A 15,362-nucleotide genomic window follows, 5' to 3' on the forward strand; every position below is an offset into this window, starting at 1 on the left:
CAAGGGCTGATTCCCTATGGCGCGCAGTTATTATTGGCCTGTTCAATTGCCAAATTATCACCTGTCGAACTGATTGGGAGTGTCTATTATTGCTGGGCGCTTCTCATCTTTGCAATTTTGGCGATTTTATTCAGATTCCCTAGATTTAAAACTGCGGCATAAATCATGCACTGTATTTTAAGCGGTCGAGTGACCGCTTTTTTTCGCTCGGTATTTACAGTTAAATCTTTTTCATGATTTTTTTCCGTGCCAATAAGGTTTGTCCACTATAGGCTTTATAAGCACGCGCCAAGGCAGATTGATCCGAATAGCCTAGTGTGAGAGCAATTGCAGTTAAACTCATCTGTTGTAACAACAGCTGTTCACAACGTTTCATTCGCTCAGTTTCAAGCAACTTTTTAAATGATGTCTCTTGTTCCTGCAATTGCCTTTGTAAGGTTCTGACCGAAAGATGCAATTCATCGGCCAAATATTCAATTTTCGGTGCTTGTTGATGTGCTTTGAGATAATCGGCAATACATTGCTGCATCCGCTGTAAAGGTTGGAAATGTTTTGGTCGTGCGGCAATCGCATCTTCGGCTTGGCGCAATAACAACTGCATTAAAGATGGATCGGCCAATTCCGACTTTAAGTCCAAACTATCCACATGAATCACAAAAGAATAATATTGTTCAGAAAATGAAACTGGACAACCAAAAAACTTTTCATAATGGTAGCGTAGCATATGCGCTGCATGGGCAAAGTGGATACTGAGTAATTTCAGGGATGCCGGGAAAATTTGTTTAGCCAAATGCGCCATACAAGCAGTGGTCAATTCGTTGAGGAGTGACAAGCCTTCATCATAATACGGCCAAGACAGAATAATTTGATTGTCTTGATGCGACATATGCATCGGCACGATTTGCTCACCATCAATCACCAATCGACTAAAGCGCACCACATTGTGTAATGCCTCTGCCACACTGTCACTGCGTGTCGCCATATAGCCCAACACGCCAAAATGTTCAGCGCGAATGTACTTCGCCATTTCAAATACTAACTGTGGACAATCCAAAGCCTTTTGTGTCAGCAGAATGATGGTTTTAAAAAATGAATAGGCCGACTGAGAGTCTATCGGTAACGTCAAAACATGCTGGAGCTGGGCTTGATAAGGCTCAAGAAAATCTAACTGCATAAAGTCCAACTCATGTTCTCGCAAGACCATATTCCACAACTGAAAATAACCATTCGGGATATGAATTTCCGCCATGACCTACCCTCGCCCATCCTTTATTTTTCTGACATTTTAGATTTTCATCATGGCGTAAAATGTATAAAAATTGGCAATATCTGTCAAAACAAAGTGACGATTCTCCGACATACTGCATTTAATACGACTAGCAAAGAAAAAATATCATGAATGCAATCGTCCAATCTCAAATCGAACCCGTGGTTCGCACCCACCTGAATTTTAAGCTGAATGAAGTCCCGCGTTATTGGTTTGGCGGTGACCCATTTCGTACCCGTATGTTTGATGCCTTAAGTCTGACCTTTCCAGATGGCGAACGTTATTTTATTCAATCTGTACGCATGTTCCGTGATCAAATCCAAGACCCAGATTTACAGCAACGTGTCGCAGACTTTATCAAGCAAGAAGCACAACACGGTATGGCGCATGACAAAATGAACCAAGTCATGCGTGATCAAGGTATGCCTGTCGATGCTTTTATTCGACGTCTGGATAAAATTTTTAAATTTGAACTGACCAAGCGCTCTCCACAGTACAACATTGCCATGACCGCTGCTGCCGAACACTTAACCGCACTGATGGCAGAGACATTTTTTAGTCAAAAGCAAACCTTACAGGATGCACATCCTTATGTCCGTGCCCTATTTGCGTGGCATGCAATTGAAGAAATGGAACACCGCGATGTGGCCTTTGATGTGATGAAACAAGTCGGCCATGTGCCTGAGACCACCCGAAAATTTGCCTTGGCCTTTACCACCGTCATGATGTTAGGTTTCACCACCTACCGCGCCGATGTGATGCTAAAACATGACGGCTTTAATCGAGTTGAACGCCTGCAAATGATGACCAAGGGCTTACCATGGTTCTTTGGTAAAAAAGGCATACTGTCGCGGATGCGTCAGCAATATCTGGATTGGTTTAATCCAAACTTCCATCCGAGCCAACATCCGGTGATTGCGCAATATGACGTTTGGGTGAACACCTTGGCCGAAACAAGTGACCCAATTGCCGCCGGTGAGGCATTTTGGCAAGCGGCTCAATAACCCCAAATACCCATCCCCCTAACCAAAACTTTCTATTAAAAAAAGCCGTATTCAATACGGCTTTTTTTGTTTCATCTTTTTGAATTTGGTGAATTACCATTTGGCATAATGCTGTTCAAGCAGACCATATTCGTTTAAAAATACAATATCTTCGCCTTCACGTTGAATGGTGCCACTAATTTTGGCCTGCCACTGACTAAACTGACTGCCCACCAATCGAAGATTCAGATTTTCATAACGGCGCCAACCCGTACTCACGATCAAGTTAAGCGTATTGTCTAAGGAGCTAATACTCCATTGATTATCACCTTGCTGCTGAAACAACACATCTGAAAGCGGGTACAAGTGTCCATTGACCCAAAGGCAATTTTCATTACCAAAACTTTCATTAACACCCGAAGCTAAATTAATCCCGATACGGCGATTTTTACTGTCCCAAAAATTACACGACAACCAAAACCATGCTGTTTCAGGACGTAAAAAACCACAGGTATCATCGAGTGAGACTAAAGTCCGCTCATGAAATTGAATGGTTTTTCCTTGTTTATTAATGAAAAAGCCTTCACAGCCCAAAGTGGTTAATTTCTGCGTATAAGTCCAACCATTGATTCCGGTTGGACTACACATACTCAAAGGATCTGTCCCTGCACAAAATACACGGGCACTGAGCTTCAGCTCGCCATGTTTGGACATTTGGATATAACGCACGCCATTGGCATGTTGGATATCCAGTTGTACACCCGACTTAATAAAATGACTTTGGTTAAATAATGGTTGCTCATCCAAAACCGTATTACGGGACAGGAAATTGATTGAATTCCATTCCAGCACATCATTGGTCAAATGATCATAAACATAGAAAAAACCATGCCCAGCCCATGCAATATCGGCAATCGCAAGTCCAATGCTATAGTGCTCATGTTGAATACAACAAAATTTAAATTTTTTATATTTTAAACGCTTACGCCAGCCATTCAGTGACTTGCCATAAGGGGTTTTATAGTCATATTTGGTTAAATCAATATGATTCGGGAGTTGACTAAAACGCCCGTAATTCGGCTGTCCGTTCGGCCGTATTAAATCCATATAGCCATTCCATTGAAGTTTAATTCAAAATCCTGAAGATCATTATGCCTATTATTTGAAGCCTGAAAAGCCAATCCATCTGATTTCAGGTAAAAATCATAAAAAAATATAATGGCTAAGGTTTTGGCTCTTAATTAAAACAGGTATTCATTTAATAATAAATAATCATTTTCCCAACGGTTTTGAGCGGCCTGATCTGTTGCCACCAGTTGGACATAACGACCATGGACATGATCGATCTCAATACAGTCATCCACATCTAACACCCGGTCGGTGTGTTGTTTTTGCCAATTCGCACCAAAATAGGCTTTGCCTCGTTGTTTGGCCACCATGGCATTTTGTCCTGTCACTAAGATATAACGATGTAATTCACCAAAATCACGTGCATCATAGCCGCCCAAATTGATCAGCCAAAGTTTTTCATCTGCTGCATTGGGCAAAGTCTCACTAAACTGAATTTGATAGTGTTGGCCTTCGATCATAACGCTCTGAACTTGTGCCCATGCATCAATATGCAGGCCTTTTTGTTCTCCAAACCATGCATTTCTTAATTGAGGATAAACCTCTTCCAATGTTTCACCGACCGCTAAAACCACATCGTGAACTTCTGTATTGGCACGCTCATGACGACCACCGAGCATGACGATAAATAAGCTGGGCATTTGATTTCCTTAATGTCGAGGCTTAAAACTCAAATATGATTCGCAAAAACACCATTTGCAATGGTGCAAGGCAGAATAGACTTTATTCATAATATTTCTGCGCTGACATATTCCAATTAAAAGTATAAGACGAGTTTTATGAATGGCAAGACTCCGTCAAAATACAGATAACGTTACATGGACAATAAGATAGATTTGACTAAAAGTTTCATGGGCAGGAAATATCTTACTTTTGTTTCAGCAAAAGTAACAAAACCATCTTGTTGAGCAGACATTCATGTCACCTTCACTTATTCATGTTTTAGATAAAAGTCTATTTCAAAAAAAATCGCGCGGAATAGCTTCTGCGCGATTTTGATATTTTCTAAACAAATGACCTCTGTCCTTGCGAATTCAGAATATTTTCTAAGATTCTCATCTCTCAAAAGAGAAAGGCAGCTAAAAAACAGAATTACATATCCACCATTTCTACACCATCAATGCGGGCAACGGTCATCAAGTCTTTATCGCCGCGGCCAGATACCGTTGCAATAATGATTTGGTCTTTATCCATGGTCGGTGCAAGTTTGGTCACATAAGCCATCGCATGCGAACTTTCCAGTGCAGGAATAATGCCTTCGATATGGGTTAAATCACGGAAACCTTGTAACGCTTCTTGGTCATTGATAGGCATATATTCAACACGGTGCATATCCTTCAAGAAACTGTGCTCAGGACCGACACCCGGATAATCCAGGCCAGCAGAAATTGAATGGGTTTCAATGATCTGGCCTTGCTCATCTGACATCAAATAGGTACGGTTGCCGTGAAGCACACCAACATGACCTGCATTTAATGGTGCAGAGTGTTTGCCGGTTTCAATGCCGTAGCCTGCTGCTTCAACACCGTACATTTTCACATCTTCATCATTTAAGAATGGATAGAACAAGCCCATCGCATTTGAGCCGCCGCCGACACATGCAACTAGAGCATCTGGCAAACGGCCTGCCTGTTCTTGAATTTGCTTACGTGCTTCACGACCAATGATTGATTGGAAATCACGAACCAACTGCGGATATGGATGTGGGCCTGCCACTGTACCAATCACGTAATAAGTTGAATCAACGTTGGTTACCCAGTCACGCATCGCTTCGTTCATCGCATCTTTCAATGTTTTTGAACCGCTTTCTACCGGTACAACTGTCGCGCCAAGCAAACGCATACGGTAGACGTTCATAGCTTGACGTTTAACGTCCTCAGCGCCCATGAATACCACACATTCCAGACCTAAACGTGCAGCGATGGTTGCTGTTGCCACACCATGCTGACCTGCACCTGTTTCTGCAATGATACGTTTTTTACCTGACAGTTTTGCCAATAAAGCCTGACCAATGGTGTTGTTTACTTTATGTGAACCGGTATGGTTGAGGTCTTCACGTTTAAGGTAAATTTGTGCACCACCAAGCTCTTTTGACCATCGTTCAGCATAATAAAGAGGACTAGGACGACCTACATAGTAGGCGAGATCACGGTCGAATTCTGCCAGAAACTTAGGATCATCCTTCATTCGGAAATAAAGTTTTTCTAAGTCTTCTAATGCTGCCATTAGAGTTTCTGACACAAAACGTCCGCCATGGATACCGAAATGCCCGCGTTCATCTGGGAATTGGGTATAGTCAATCTTATTTTGCTGATCCACGTTGGACTCCTTGCATAAACTGTTCAATGAGTTTTTGATCTTTGATACCTTTTGCGGACTCTACGCCTCCGCTGACATCAACTGCATAAGCATTGGTGGTCTTTATAGCGTCTTCAATATTGTCAGGCTTTAAACCGCCTGCCAAAATTAATGGAATATCAAGTTTTGGAAATTGAGTCCAGTCAAAGCTGTGGCCTGTACCGCCTTTTAGCTCTGGATGCCATGCATCTAACAACACTGCACTCGCCCCTGCCTGCTGATAATGCTGAATTTCCGCAATTACGTCTAGTTCGGGTTTGACCTGAATCGCTTTATACCAACGGCGGCCCACATGCTGTGCAATGTGCTGGCATTGTTCAGGTGTTTCATCACCATGAAACTGTAAGATATCGACAGGTGCTTGTTTTAAAATATCTGCAATTTCACCCTGCGTTGCATTTACAAATAAGCCTACAGTTTGCACATATGCAGGGACATGCTGAACCAATTCAGCGGCCTGCATTGCCGTTACACTGCGCGGGCTCGGTGCAAAGAATACAAATCCAATCGCATCTGCGCCAGCTTGGACCACAGATTGAATATCTTGAATACGTGTAATTCCGCAGATTTTGGCACGGGTTCGCATGTTCTTTAGGCTCTAACTCAGCCCTATTCATAGCCAGTCTATAAATATGAGGGCGAATCATTGTAATGCAATTTATTCAACTTGCGTAAAGTTCGTTCTGAAAATTCTTTGCATCGATTGTTTAATTCACATACGCGCCTTATACTGCGCGCAAATGCAATAAGTCACAGCACTATGCTTTAGGGAAGTTGGTGAAAATCCAACACTGCCCCCGCAACGGTAAAACGAAACGTATATCTTTATAAGTATTTACACTTACATCACTGCACGCGTGTGGGAAGATGGATATACCAATATTGTTCGCAATATTTATATTTAAGTCCGGAGACCTGCTTATTGTGCCATTTAACTCAATCATTCACGAGGGGTGAATGTATGGAGCGAGCATGTCAAATGTATTTCAGCCTACAGCTTTAGTGGGCGCAATCGCTATTGCGATGGGTTTTTCAGCAAATGTTTTGGCTGCCGATGCAGTTAAAAAAGCAAACAGTACAACTTTAGATACCATCGTAATTACCGCTTCACGTAGTGAAGAAAAAATTAAAGATGTTCCTTCACGAATTTCTGTGATTGATGAAAAAACGATTGAACAATCTCCTGTTGCTGATTTTCCATCATTGCTTAGCAAAGAAGCAGGCCTAACCGTTAAACAAGTTGGCGGATACGGTCAGACAGCTTCGGTCTTCTTGCGTGGAACGAATGCCTCTCATACCCTGTTTCTACATGATGGCATGCGTTCAAATATTGCGACTGTAGCCAGTACCAATATTCCTTTATTTGATTTGTCAGATATCAAACAAATTGAGATTTTAAAAGGCCCAGCATCCGTTCAATACGGCACAGATGCTATTGGCGGTGTTATTCAACTGATTTCAAAAACACCTGAAAAAAGTGGTATTTTCACAACGATCGAAGCGGGTGAGAAAAACACATATAAATCAATTTTAGGCGTAGATATTGCTAAAGATGGATACTATGCACAGCTTCGTGGGCAGCGCTTTGAAACCGATGGCGACCAAATTATTACAAACAATTCAGACAAAGCTGGTTTTGATCAAAAAGGTTATGCAGCCAAAGTTGGAGTAGAAAAAGACCAATATGCTTTTTCTGGAGAAATTAAAGAAAATAAAGGCCATGGTGATTATTTCAATTATGGCGCACCGCAAGCTTATGATTTTATCAACCGTATTTATAATATACGCGGCCGCCTAAATCTCAGCGACAATCTCATTTGGAACACACGTCTTTCTCAATTTGAAGATCAATACAATGTTGTTAAAGCCTCATATCCATCTATTGTGAACACTGAACAGCAAGAGATTGATTCAAATTTAAAATGGGCCTTTACTCCCCATCAAAATGTAATGTTTGGCGTACAGTTCAACAAAACTGAAGCTGAAAAAATTGCGGCCTATGCAGGCGATGAAGGCTTCGATTCCAACAATGAAACCATTGGCTATTATCTGCAGCATCAATTTAAAAATGAATTGTTTTCAACACAAGCTGGTATTCGTGTAGAAGATAATCAGCAATTTGGTACACATACTGTTGGACAGGTTGCAGCACGCTATTTCGCGACACCTAAAACCAGCATATTTTCAAATATCGGTACAGCATTTAGAGCACCTGTCGTTGGGCAAATTATCACTGAGCCATCATGGTGGGGTGGAAACCCAGACCTCAAACCTGAAGAAAGCCTGTCATACGAAATTGGCTTTGATCATGCACTGAGTGACAGTATTCAAGTTTATGGTTCTGTCTATCAAACTAAAATTGATAACTTAATGGTATCTGATGCATCTACAGGCTGGAAATACTACAACTTAGACAAGGCAACGTTTACAGGTTCAGAACTTGGATTCAAATGGAAACAAGACAACCTATATGCCAATGCAGAATATGCCTACATCCAGCCTAAAAATGACGAAACTGATCAAGATGCCCCCAATCGCCCGCGTCAAAATTTCAATTTGAGCCTCGGCTGGGATAATGGCATATATGGCGCATCAACTTCACTTGTCGCCAAAGGCCGTTCTAAAGATGCACGAGATATTCCTGGTTATGCTGCAATTGATATGAATGCTTTTTGGCAAATCAATCCGCATGTTAAATCATTTGTAAATATCCGCAATGTCGGTGATACCCAATATAAAACAGCTGTGAATGATGCCGTTTCTGACTATATTGCCAGTGACCGTCTATCTACCATTGGCTTCACTTTTAGTTATTAATCTATTTAACTTTGAGTTGATGTAATTCTTATATGGATTATTTTGAGGATAATGTCATAACTATGGCATTATCCTTTTTTATGACAGACCCTAAATTTTCATCATTTTAAGGACAAGACATGGGCCACCGTTTAAGTAAAATTTATACCCGCACCGGCGACTCAGGCACCACAGGTTTAGGCGACGGTTCTCGCGTAGCCAAAGATGACCTACGCATTGAAGCATTAGGCGATGTCGATGAACTCAATTCAAATATAGGCATATTACGTTCGCAAATTGCTGTCAGTGCCATCGAAGATAAAGTCGCTTGGGACAAATCACTCAGCCTCATTCAGCACTGGCTGTTCGATCTTGGCGGTGAAGTCTGTATTCCTAACTTTCATTTAGTACAGCCGATTTCTATTGAGTTTTTGGAAAAAGACATTGACCGTATGAATGAGGCGTTACCGATGCTGAAAGACTTTATTTTACCTTCGGGAACATTGGCATGTAGCTTTGCCCATCAAGCACGTGCGGTCTGTCGCCGCGCAGAACGCAGTCTAATGGCTGTACATAGCCGCGATCAAAATATTCAAGCGCCCTCTTTACAGTTGTTGAACCGTCTATCTGACTGGTTATTTGTTGCTTCACGCACTTTACAGCGTGCTGAAGGCGGTTCAGAAGTGCTATGGCAAAAAAATATCAATGAGACGATTGAGCAATAAGCTGATTTTTTCATAACGAATATTAAAGCCTTGACCAATTAAAAGTCGATTTTTCATTGAAATAAATCGTCCGATCATTCTTGTATTTCAAAATGGTCGGTTCACAATACAAATGTCATTTCCCTGTCACTTTTACAGGACACTATGTTTTTATCTTCCATATTTACAGGCCTTGTATGCGCATAATCGGACATCGTGGCGCTCGTGGCGAAGCACCTGAAAATACACTTGGTGGTTTTCAATATATTCAAAATTTAGGGATTCGTGCAGTCGAATTCGACGTTCGGCAGCTTAAAGACCGTGCCTTAATTGTCATGCATGATGATCAATTCATGCGCACAACGGGCCAAGACAAATATCTGTATGAATGTAGTTCACAAGAACTCGAACCTTATAACCATGCCGTAACATGGTCAGAATGGAATAAGGTTGAACCAACTCCGCTGCTTGAACAAACCCTTAAAATCATTCACAACTTTGATCATATTGAAGTTGAAGTCAAAGCAGTAAAAACACAAGAAGATGCTGAAATGCTGACAGAAAGCTTAGAACAGCAGCTCCAAGGTTTTGAACAAGTGGCGGTCATTACCAGCTTTGACCCCAAAATCCACCTCGCCTTGCAGCAGAAAAAATCAGGGTTTAAACGTGGTTTATTGGTTGAAACCGACATGAAGTTCAAAGCCATTGAGCAGGCCTTAGAACTTGATTGCTGTCAGATTGGCTGGATGAATCAGCTTGCAACCCAAGAAATGATCCTCGCTTCGCAACAAGCACAGTTGGCTATTAGCGTGTGGACGGTGAATGATGTCGACCGTGCTAAACAACTACGAGATTTCGGGATTCATGGCTTAATTACCGACTTTCCTAAATTGATGATGCAGCATTTGTAATACTGCATCCTCTCTTATTGCTTTGATTGTTTTTAGTTCGAATTATTTACGTTCCAATTGAATCAGCGTTTGCCCACGACGATTGAGTAAACGCATCGTTTTGCCATTAAGTTGAAACTGTGTAACAGCTTGCAAGGCATCTGACAATTCGGCTTCCTGCGCCAAGGCTAAATCACAACTGAAATAACCCAAACGTGCATTCAGATCTAAGCTTTGTTTTGCGCTATCAATGACATAATTTCCACCAATACTGTTACAGCCGGTATTGCCTTGAATTTGTCTAAATTGTGAATTCAACAATAGGTACTGACTGTATGTGGAAAAACTTCGCTTTTTTGCCTTCAATCTGGGTGATTTACCATTGAATATCTTGCACACCATCGGACACACGCTGCACGACAAGCGGGCGTTCCGCAGCATTTACCAATGACTTGGTAGTCACTGCATGATTTGGTGAACTTTGGCATGCAACCAAACCAATCGACGCGATGACCAAGCCACCTAGTGCATAGAATCTACCGAGATTTTGCTTATTTTTCTGACTATTTTGATGATTTTTAAGCATCTTTTTTACCCTACAAAAAGTCATATAACTTCAGTCGCATTATGTTACTGTTTGGTACAATACAACTGTACAATAAAGTGGTGAATTCGGGTTTTCCCGTGCTACTATCTTGTACTTTTAAAATCCCATAAAAAACACATGGGATTAATCCTACTTATACCTCCCAAAGGTTTCAGGAGTGCTGTTGGAGATGAATGCTCCCTTACCCAAAGCCCCAATGAACTGGGTTGCGATTTTCGCCTTGGTATTTCTACCAATTGTCGCAGTGATCGCAATTCCGTTATATGCCATGAATCATGATTTTAGTGCCGCTGCATGGATCAGTATGTTTATCTTACTCGGTGTCAGCAGCCTTGGAATCACGGCAGGCTATCACCGCTTATGGGCACATCGTGCTTATGAAGCAACTTTACCATTAAAAATTATTTTAATGTTGATGGGTACTTTTGCCGTTCAGAATAGTATTTTGTTCTGGGCTTCTGGTCACCGTACGCATCACCGTCATGTTGATGATGTGGACCAAGATCCGTATTCGATTAATCGTGGTTTTTGGTATGCACATATTGGATGGATGCTTCGTGATTATCCAGCAGCAGAACCCAACTATAAAAACGCACCTGATCTATTAAAAGATAAAGTGGTGTTGTTCCAAGACAAATACTACATTCCACTGGTGATTGCAGTTCATGCTGCCATTCTGTTACCAATTGGCTGGGCTGTCGGTGATGTTTGGGGCGTATTATTATTGGGCGGCTTAGTGCGTTTAATTTTAAGCCATCATGTGACCTTCTTCATCAACTCACTGTGCCATATGTGGGGTAAACGTCCGTATACTGACGAAAATACTGCACGTGATAACTTCTGGTTAGCAATTGCGACTTGGGGTGAGGGTTATCATAACTACCACCACATTTTCCAATACGACTACCGTAATGGCGTGAAATGGTGGCAGTACGACCCAACAAAATGGTTGATTTGGTCTTGCTCTAAACTGGGTTTAGCGAAAAACTTGCGCCGTATTCCAAGCTTTAATATCAAAAAAGCTGAATTGGCGATGAAGTTTAAATATGCTGAACAAGACCTTGCGATTTATGGTCTGAACATGACCGATGATATTGCAACTGCGAAACAGCGTATTTCTCAAGAATACGATGCGTTTTCACAAACCTTGAATGATTGGGCAAAATTGAAAGAACAAGAAATTCAAGCCAAGAAAACTGCAGTTGCGGAAAAGATTCATCAAATGGATGACAAGCTAAAACTAGAATTCCAACAGGTTGAACAACGTCTTTCCCAGCACCGTGAAACCTTGAATCAATTGATGCGTAGTTTGAAAAAGAAAACCGCTTAAGCCTTAAAACGCTTTTCTGCACAATACAACCTCCCTCTTGCGGAGGCTGTATTGATTTTAAAGCTACAGTTTTTATATAAGGTCTTTGCTATAGTGAAGTTAATCTCAAATTTACCTCATGCTTATGCACTTCAATTCTCGCTATTCCACGCTCAATCCCAAACTCTATCATCATCAAATACCTGTACCGCTCAAAGGCGCAAAAGCGGGACATTTTAATCAGGCCTTAGCCGATGAGCTGCAATGGTCAACAGAAGATCAAACAGCTTGGGTAGAAATTTGCAGCGGTCAAAAAACCTTTGCTGAATTTGAACCTTTAGCCATGGTTTATGCGGGTCATCAGTTTGGGCAATGGGCCGGCCAGTTAGGCGATGGACGTGGTCTGCTGATTGCGCAAATTATTGATCAGAACAATCAAACCATCGATCTACATTTAAAAGGTGCAGGTTCAACGCCTTATTCACGTATGGGCGATGGTCGCGCGGTGCTACGCTCGGTGATTCGTGAATATCTTGCAGGGCATGCCCTCAATGCTTTAGGTGTCCCTTCTAGCAATGCCGTAGGTTTTACCAGTTCAGAGCAAGGTGTACAGCGTGAAAAACTGGAGCTCGGCGCGATGATGCTACGCACCTCGGACTGTCATATTCGTCTGGGGCATTTTGAATGGATCAATCAATATCAAGGCGATTTGCTGCCGGAATTTACCCAAAAATGCATCGAATGGCATTATCCAGATTGCCTTGAGGCTGAACAGCCGATTTTGGCATTTGCTACACAAGTGATTCAGCGTACTGCCGTGATGATTTCACATTGGCAATTGGTTGGTTTTGCGCACGGCGTAATGAATACCGATAACCTGAATATTACCGGTTCAACGCTGGACTTCGGGCCGTATGGCTTTATGGAACGCTTCCGCCCAAACTGGATTAACAACCATTCGGACTACCAAGGCCGCTATACCTATCAGCAGCAGCCAAGTATCGGGCATTGGAATTTATGGAACTGGCTGAATAATCTGGTGCCACTCTGCCCTGCGGATTATGACAAAACACAATGGAAAGAAGATTTAGCCCAATGCCTTGAGCATTTTGAACCGACTTTCTTAGAGCATTACAAACTGGGCCTGAACCAGAAAATGGGCTTGCCGAGTTTCCATAAAGACAGCTTTGACTGCGCGATGGCCTTTTTACGCATCCTTCAATCTGAACAGCTAGATTACACCCAAAGCTTTTTGCGCTTGCAACAGCATAACTATGAAGCGATCTTAGATGATTGTCTTGACCGTAGAGCCTTTGAAAATTTCTTAGTGCAGTATCAAAGCATTCGTGAACATCAGGATACCGATGCGTTAGATGCCGATATGGCAAAAGCCAATCCACAATATATTTTGCGCAATCACATGGCGCAAAAAGCGATTGAACTGGCTGAGCGCAATGATTTTTCAGAAGTCGAACGTTTGTTTACGCTGCTCAGTCAGCCTTATACCAAACAGCCTGAATTGGAACAACCTGAAGATTTAGCACCATTGCCAAGTGATGTGCCCGAAGTCATGGTCAGCTGTTCCTCTTAGTATTTATCCACAAATACAGAGCTAAATCTGACTCCAATTGTGGATAATTTAAACATTATCCACAATTCCAAAACGGATGGGTTGTAATCGCACTTCATCCCGTAAATGACCATGACAAGAAAACCAATCATCTTTGGCGCTGCATTCTTACGGCATGTGTCACCTATCAAAAATTTGAAAAATTCTGCCGACTTCTACTCATGCACTGTCATTTCCAGCAGCATTAAGTGTGGCTCAAATTCAGTAGATTCGTACTGAAATACCCATAGTATGGTATTCAGGCCTATAAAAGCCAGCGCTACTTAGAGCTAAAATATCAAAACCAAGTTATTCGCCGTTACCCAATTCGTTTGGGTTTTACTCCGCTTGGTCATAAAGTTCAGGAAGGTGATGGTAAAACCCCACAAGGTTCTTATGTGATTGGTGCAATCCACAAAGCGCATTTTATAAGTAGCTGCATATCTCCTACCCCAATGCTGCTGATCAGCAAAAGGCAACACAATTAGGCGTTTCTGCAGGCGGCGATATATGATTCATGGTTCTGTCACCAGCCTGCAAATGAAAGTGGCGCCTCAACTTAAGAGCTATTTCCCACAAAAAGACTGGACTTGGGGCTGTATTGCGGTGCGCAATATTGATATGGATGAAATTTGGCAATTGGTGAATAATCATACTGCCATTCATATTCATCCTTAGGCTTGGCATCTCCTTTGTTACTTTGTAGGTGATTTCCTATGATTTATTTACATGCGACCGCAGCTCAAACAGCGCTTGCCCTGCCTGAAACCACGTGCAGCCAGCCCTTTGGTGACGGCTGTGATGTGTACAAAATCATGAATAAAGTCTTTATGCTGAGTTTTTATTTGGAAGGCAAAGCTGCGATCAATCTAAAAGTGCTTCCAGACCACGGCGCGATGCTCAGAGACATTTATCCTTATATCCGCGCAGGCTGGCATATGAATAAACAGCATTGGATCACCGTCTTTGCAGATGAGGAGCTTGAGGAAGATTTATTACAAGATTTAGTGCTGAATTCTTATGAATTGGTGGTTTCGAAATTAAATAAGGGGCAACGGCAAAGAATTGAATTGCTGAGGAATATTGAGCAACTTGAAAAATAATAGTATCTCGATAAAAGTTTTATCAGTATTGAAATCTATTTAATCTAGGATTTATCGTTAGGCAGCTTTTAATAACAAGAAAAATAAATATAAAATAAAAAATACATCAATAAAATTTATATAATAATTTTCACGACATCAAGGATCGGTATTTAAATGTTTAAAAAATATAAACTCAGTCACTACCTCGTTTCATTCATGCTCGGCTATGCCTCTATGGAAACCATGGCTGCGATTAATATCTATGGTCCTGGTGGGCCAGCACCTGCAATGCATGAGGCCGCAAAACAATTCGAAAAGAACACGGGAATTGAAGTCAATGTCACAGCAGGTCCCACACCACAATGGGCTGAAAAAGCCAAATTAGACGCAGATATCATCTATAGCTGATTACTTAACTCTTCAGTACACCAAAGACCTTAAAGAATGGAATTTTACAGCTATTTTTACGTGCTAATATTTTTAGAATTTAGCTATATAGCGGCTCTGAAGCCATGATGTCTGATTTTGAGTCTGTATTTTCTGAGCAAATTATCACTTGGAGCGTAAAACCTCGTGGTTCAGCACGAGGATATAAGCGACTGGCGTAAGCCATACGACATGGAATG

General features: G+C 41.7%; 16 protein-coding genes, 2 pseudogenes and 1 riboswitch. Of the genes and pseudogenes, 11 read left to right on the forward strand and 7 right to left on the reverse strand.

Going from position 1 to position 15,362, the window contains the following annotated elements:
* Positions 1-162, forward strand: a pseudogene (locus ACN6OV_RS05130) (Na+/H+ antiporter NhaC family protein); the annotation flags it as partial.
* 58 nt (positions 163-220) lie between these two features.
* Here ACN6OV_RS05130 and ACN6OV_RS05135 read toward each other — a convergent pair.
* Positions 221-1,249 (reverse strand): AraC family transcriptional regulator ligand-binding domain-containing protein, encoded by a 1,029-nt coding sequence (locus ACN6OV_RS05135; protein WP_427950330.1) that lies wholly within the window; start codon positions 1,247-1,249, stop codon positions 221-223.
* A 146-nt stretch (positions 1,250-1,395) separates the two neighbouring features.
* On the opposite strand from ACN6OV_RS05135, the gene ACN6OV_RS05140 reads away from it, so the two are divergent.
* The gene (locus ACN6OV_RS05140) at positions 1,396-2,271 is read left to right on the forward strand and encodes a metal-dependent hydrolase (RefSeq protein WP_427950333.1); all 876 of its coding nucleotides are present in this window, start codon (positions 1,396-1,398) and stop codon (positions 2,269-2,271) included.
* 93 nt (positions 2,272-2,364) lie between these two features.
* Here the strand turns inward: ACN6OV_RS05140 and ACN6OV_RS05145 are convergent, their stop codons facing one another.
* From ACN6OV_RS05145 to ACN6OV_RS05160, 4 genes are all read right to left on the reverse strand, one after another.
* Positions 2,365-3,357 (reverse strand): DUF2804 domain-containing protein, encoded by a 993-nt coding sequence (locus ACN6OV_RS05145; RefSeq protein ID WP_427950336.1) that lies wholly within the window; start codon positions 3,355-3,357, stop codon positions 2,365-2,367.
* A 134-nt stretch (positions 3,358-3,491) separates the two neighbouring features.
* Positions 3,492-4,019 carry a DUF1543 domain-containing protein gene (locus tag ACN6OV_RS05150; protein ID WP_427950339.1) on the reverse strand — a complete coding sequence of 176 codons (528 nt, stop codon included), beginning with the start codon at positions 4,017-4,019 and terminating at the stop codon, positions 3,492-3,494.
* Positions 4,020-4,470: 451 nt separating this feature from the next.
* Positions 4,471-5,697, reverse strand: coding sequence for a tryptophan synthase subunit beta (gene trpB, locus ACN6OV_RS05155; protein WP_427950341.1), 1,227 nt, complete (start codon positions 5,695-5,697; stop codon positions 4,471-4,473).
* Positions 5,681-6,322 carry a phosphoribosylanthranilate isomerase gene (locus ACN6OV_RS05160; protein ID WP_427950343.1) on the reverse strand — a complete coding sequence of 214 codons (642 nt, stop codon included), beginning with the start codon at positions 6,320-6,322 and terminating at the stop codon, positions 5,681-5,683. Before ACN6OV_RS05160 ends, trpB begins: the two co-directional genes overlap by 17 nt.
* A 144-nt stretch (positions 6,323-6,466) precedes the next feature.
* A riboswitch (cobalamin riboswitch) is annotated at positions 6,467-6,673 on the forward strand.
* Positions 6,674-6,708: 35 nt separating this feature from the next.
* On the opposite strand from ACN6OV_RS05160, the gene ACN6OV_RS05165 reads away from it, so the two are divergent.
* The 3 genes from ACN6OV_RS05165 (at position 6,709) to ACN6OV_RS05175 (ending at position 10,147) form a co-directional block, all read left to right on the forward strand.
* Positions 6,709-8,553 carry a TonB-dependent receptor plug domain-containing protein gene (locus ACN6OV_RS05165; RefSeq protein ID WP_427950346.1) on the forward strand — a complete coding sequence of 615 codons (1,845 nt, stop codon included), beginning with the start codon at positions 6,709-6,711 and terminating at the stop codon, positions 8,551-8,553.
* Positions 8,554-8,672: 119 nt separating this feature from the next.
* A complete protein-coding gene (locus ACN6OV_RS05170; protein ID WP_427950349.1) occupies positions 8,673-9,257 on the forward strand; it encodes a cob(I)yrinic acid a,c-diamide adenosyltransferase in 585 nt (194 codons plus the stop codon).
* Positions 9,258-9,433: 176 nt separating this feature from the next.
* The gene (locus ACN6OV_RS05175; protein ID WP_427950352.1) at positions 9,434-10,147 is read left to right on the forward strand and encodes a glycerophosphodiester phosphodiesterase; all 714 of its coding nucleotides are present in this window, start codon (positions 9,434-9,436) and stop codon (positions 10,145-10,147) included.
* Positions 10,148-10,189: 42 nt separating this feature from the next.
* Here ACN6OV_RS05175 and ACN6OV_RS05180 read toward each other — a convergent pair whose 3' ends face one another.
* Entirely contained in the window at positions 10,190-10,447 is a 258-nt protein-coding gene (locus tag ACN6OV_RS05180; protein ID WP_427950355.1) for an META domain-containing protein, read from the reverse strand.
* A gap of 55 nt (positions 10,448-10,502) precedes the next feature.
* On the reverse strand, positions 10,503-10,712 hold the full coding sequence (locus ACN6OV_RS05185; protein WP_427950358.1) for a hypothetical protein: 210 nt from the start codon (positions 10,710-10,712) through the stop codon (positions 10,503-10,505).
* Positions 10,713-10,902: 190 nt separating this feature from the next.
* Here ACN6OV_RS05185 and ACN6OV_RS05190 point away from each other — a divergent pair, with 190 nt between their 5' ends.
* From ACN6OV_RS05190 to ACN6OV_RS05215, 6 genes and pseudogenes are all read left to right on the forward strand, one after another.
* Complete coding sequence (locus ACN6OV_RS05190) at positions 10,903-12,063, forward strand: fatty acid desaturase (protein WP_427950361.1); 1,161 nt, start codon at positions 10,903-10,905, stop codon at positions 12,061-12,063.
* 124 nt (positions 12,064-12,187) lie between these two features.
* Positions 12,188-13,633, forward strand: a complete 1,446-nt coding sequence (locus ACN6OV_RS05195) for a protein adenylyltransferase SelO (protein WP_427950364.1) — start codon at positions 12,188-12,190, stop codon at positions 13,631-13,633.
* Between the two features lie 329 nt (positions 13,634-13,962).
* Positions 13,963-14,139: a hypothetical protein gene (locus ACN6OV_RS05200; protein ID WP_427950370.1), complete on the forward strand. Its 177-nt coding sequence runs from the start codon at positions 13,963-13,965 to the stop codon at positions 14,137-14,139.
* A gap of 22 nt (positions 14,140-14,161) precedes the next feature.
* Positions 14,162-14,329 carry a hypothetical protein gene (locus tag ACN6OV_RS05205; protein WP_427950366.1) on the forward strand — a complete coding sequence of 56 codons (168 nt, stop codon included), beginning with the start codon at positions 14,162-14,164 and terminating at the stop codon, positions 14,327-14,329.
* 38 nt (positions 14,330-14,367) lie between these two features.
* A complete protein-coding gene (locus ACN6OV_RS05210; protein WP_427950368.1) occupies positions 14,368-14,754 on the forward strand; it encodes an MmcQ/YjbR family DNA-binding protein in 387 nt (128 codons plus the stop codon).
* Between the two features lie 198 nt (positions 14,755-14,952).
* Positions 14,953-15,141 (forward strand): annotated as a pseudogene (locus ACN6OV_RS05215) (substrate-binding domain-containing protein); the annotation flags it as partial.
* Positions 15,142-15,362: the final 221 nt, after the last annotated feature.

The organism is Acinetobacter sp. (assembly GCF_050285345.1).
GTDB lineage: Bacteria > Pseudomonadota > Gammaproteobacteria > Pseudomonadales > Moraxellaceae > Acinetobacter.

Bases quoted from the DNA above. Each gene is read 5' to 3' on its own strand.
- ACN6OV_RS05160 (WP_427950343.1), bottom strand. From the start codon at position 6,322: ATGCGAACCCGTGCCAAAATCTGCGGAATTACACGTATTCAAGATATT.
- ACN6OV_RS05190 (WP_427950361.1), top strand. From the start codon at position 10,903: ATGAATGCTCCCTTACCCAAAGCCCCAATGAACTGGGTTGCGATTTTC.
- ACN6OV_RS05195 (WP_427950364.1), top strand. From the start codon at position 12,188: ATGCACTTCAATTCTCGCTATTCCACGCTCAATCCCAAACTCTATCAT.
- ACN6OV_RS05140 (WP_427950333.1), top strand. From the start codon at position 1,396: ATGAATGCAATCGTCCAATCTCAAATCGAACCCGTGGTTCGCACCCAC.
- ACN6OV_RS05175 (WP_427950352.1), top strand. From the start codon at position 9,434: ATGCGCATAATCGGACATCGTGGCGCTCGTGGCGAAGCACCTGAAAAT.
- ACN6OV_RS05170 (WP_427950349.1), top strand. From the start codon at position 8,673: ATGGGCCACCGTTTAAGTAAAATTTATACCCGCACCGGCGACTCAGGC.
- ACN6OV_RS05135 (WP_427950330.1), bottom strand. From the start codon at position 1,249: ATGGCGGAAATTCATATCCCGAATGGTTATTTTCAGTTGTGGAATATG.
- ACN6OV_RS05205 (WP_427950366.1), top strand. From the start codon at position 14,162: ATGATTCATGGTTCTGTCACCAGCCTGCAAATGAAAGTGGCGCCTCAA.
- ACN6OV_RS05210 (WP_427950368.1), top strand. From the start codon at position 14,368: ATGATTTATTTACATGCGACCGCAGCTCAAACAGCGCTTGCCCTGCCT.
- ACN6OV_RS05185 (WP_427950358.1), bottom strand. From the start codon at position 10,712: ATGCTTAAAAATCATCAAAATAGTCAGAAAAATAAGCAAAATCTCGGT.
- ACN6OV_RS05150 (WP_427950339.1), bottom strand. From the start codon at position 4,019: ATGCCCAGCTTATTTATCGTCATGCTCGGTGGTCGTCATGAGCGTGCC.
- ACN6OV_RS05165 (WP_427950346.1), top strand. From the start codon at position 6,709: ATGTCAAATGTATTTCAGCCTACAGCTTTAGTGGGCGCAATCGCTATT.
- ACN6OV_RS05145 (WP_427950336.1), bottom strand. From the start codon at position 3,357: ATGGATTTAATACGGCCGAACGGACAGCCGAATTACGGGCGTTTTAGT.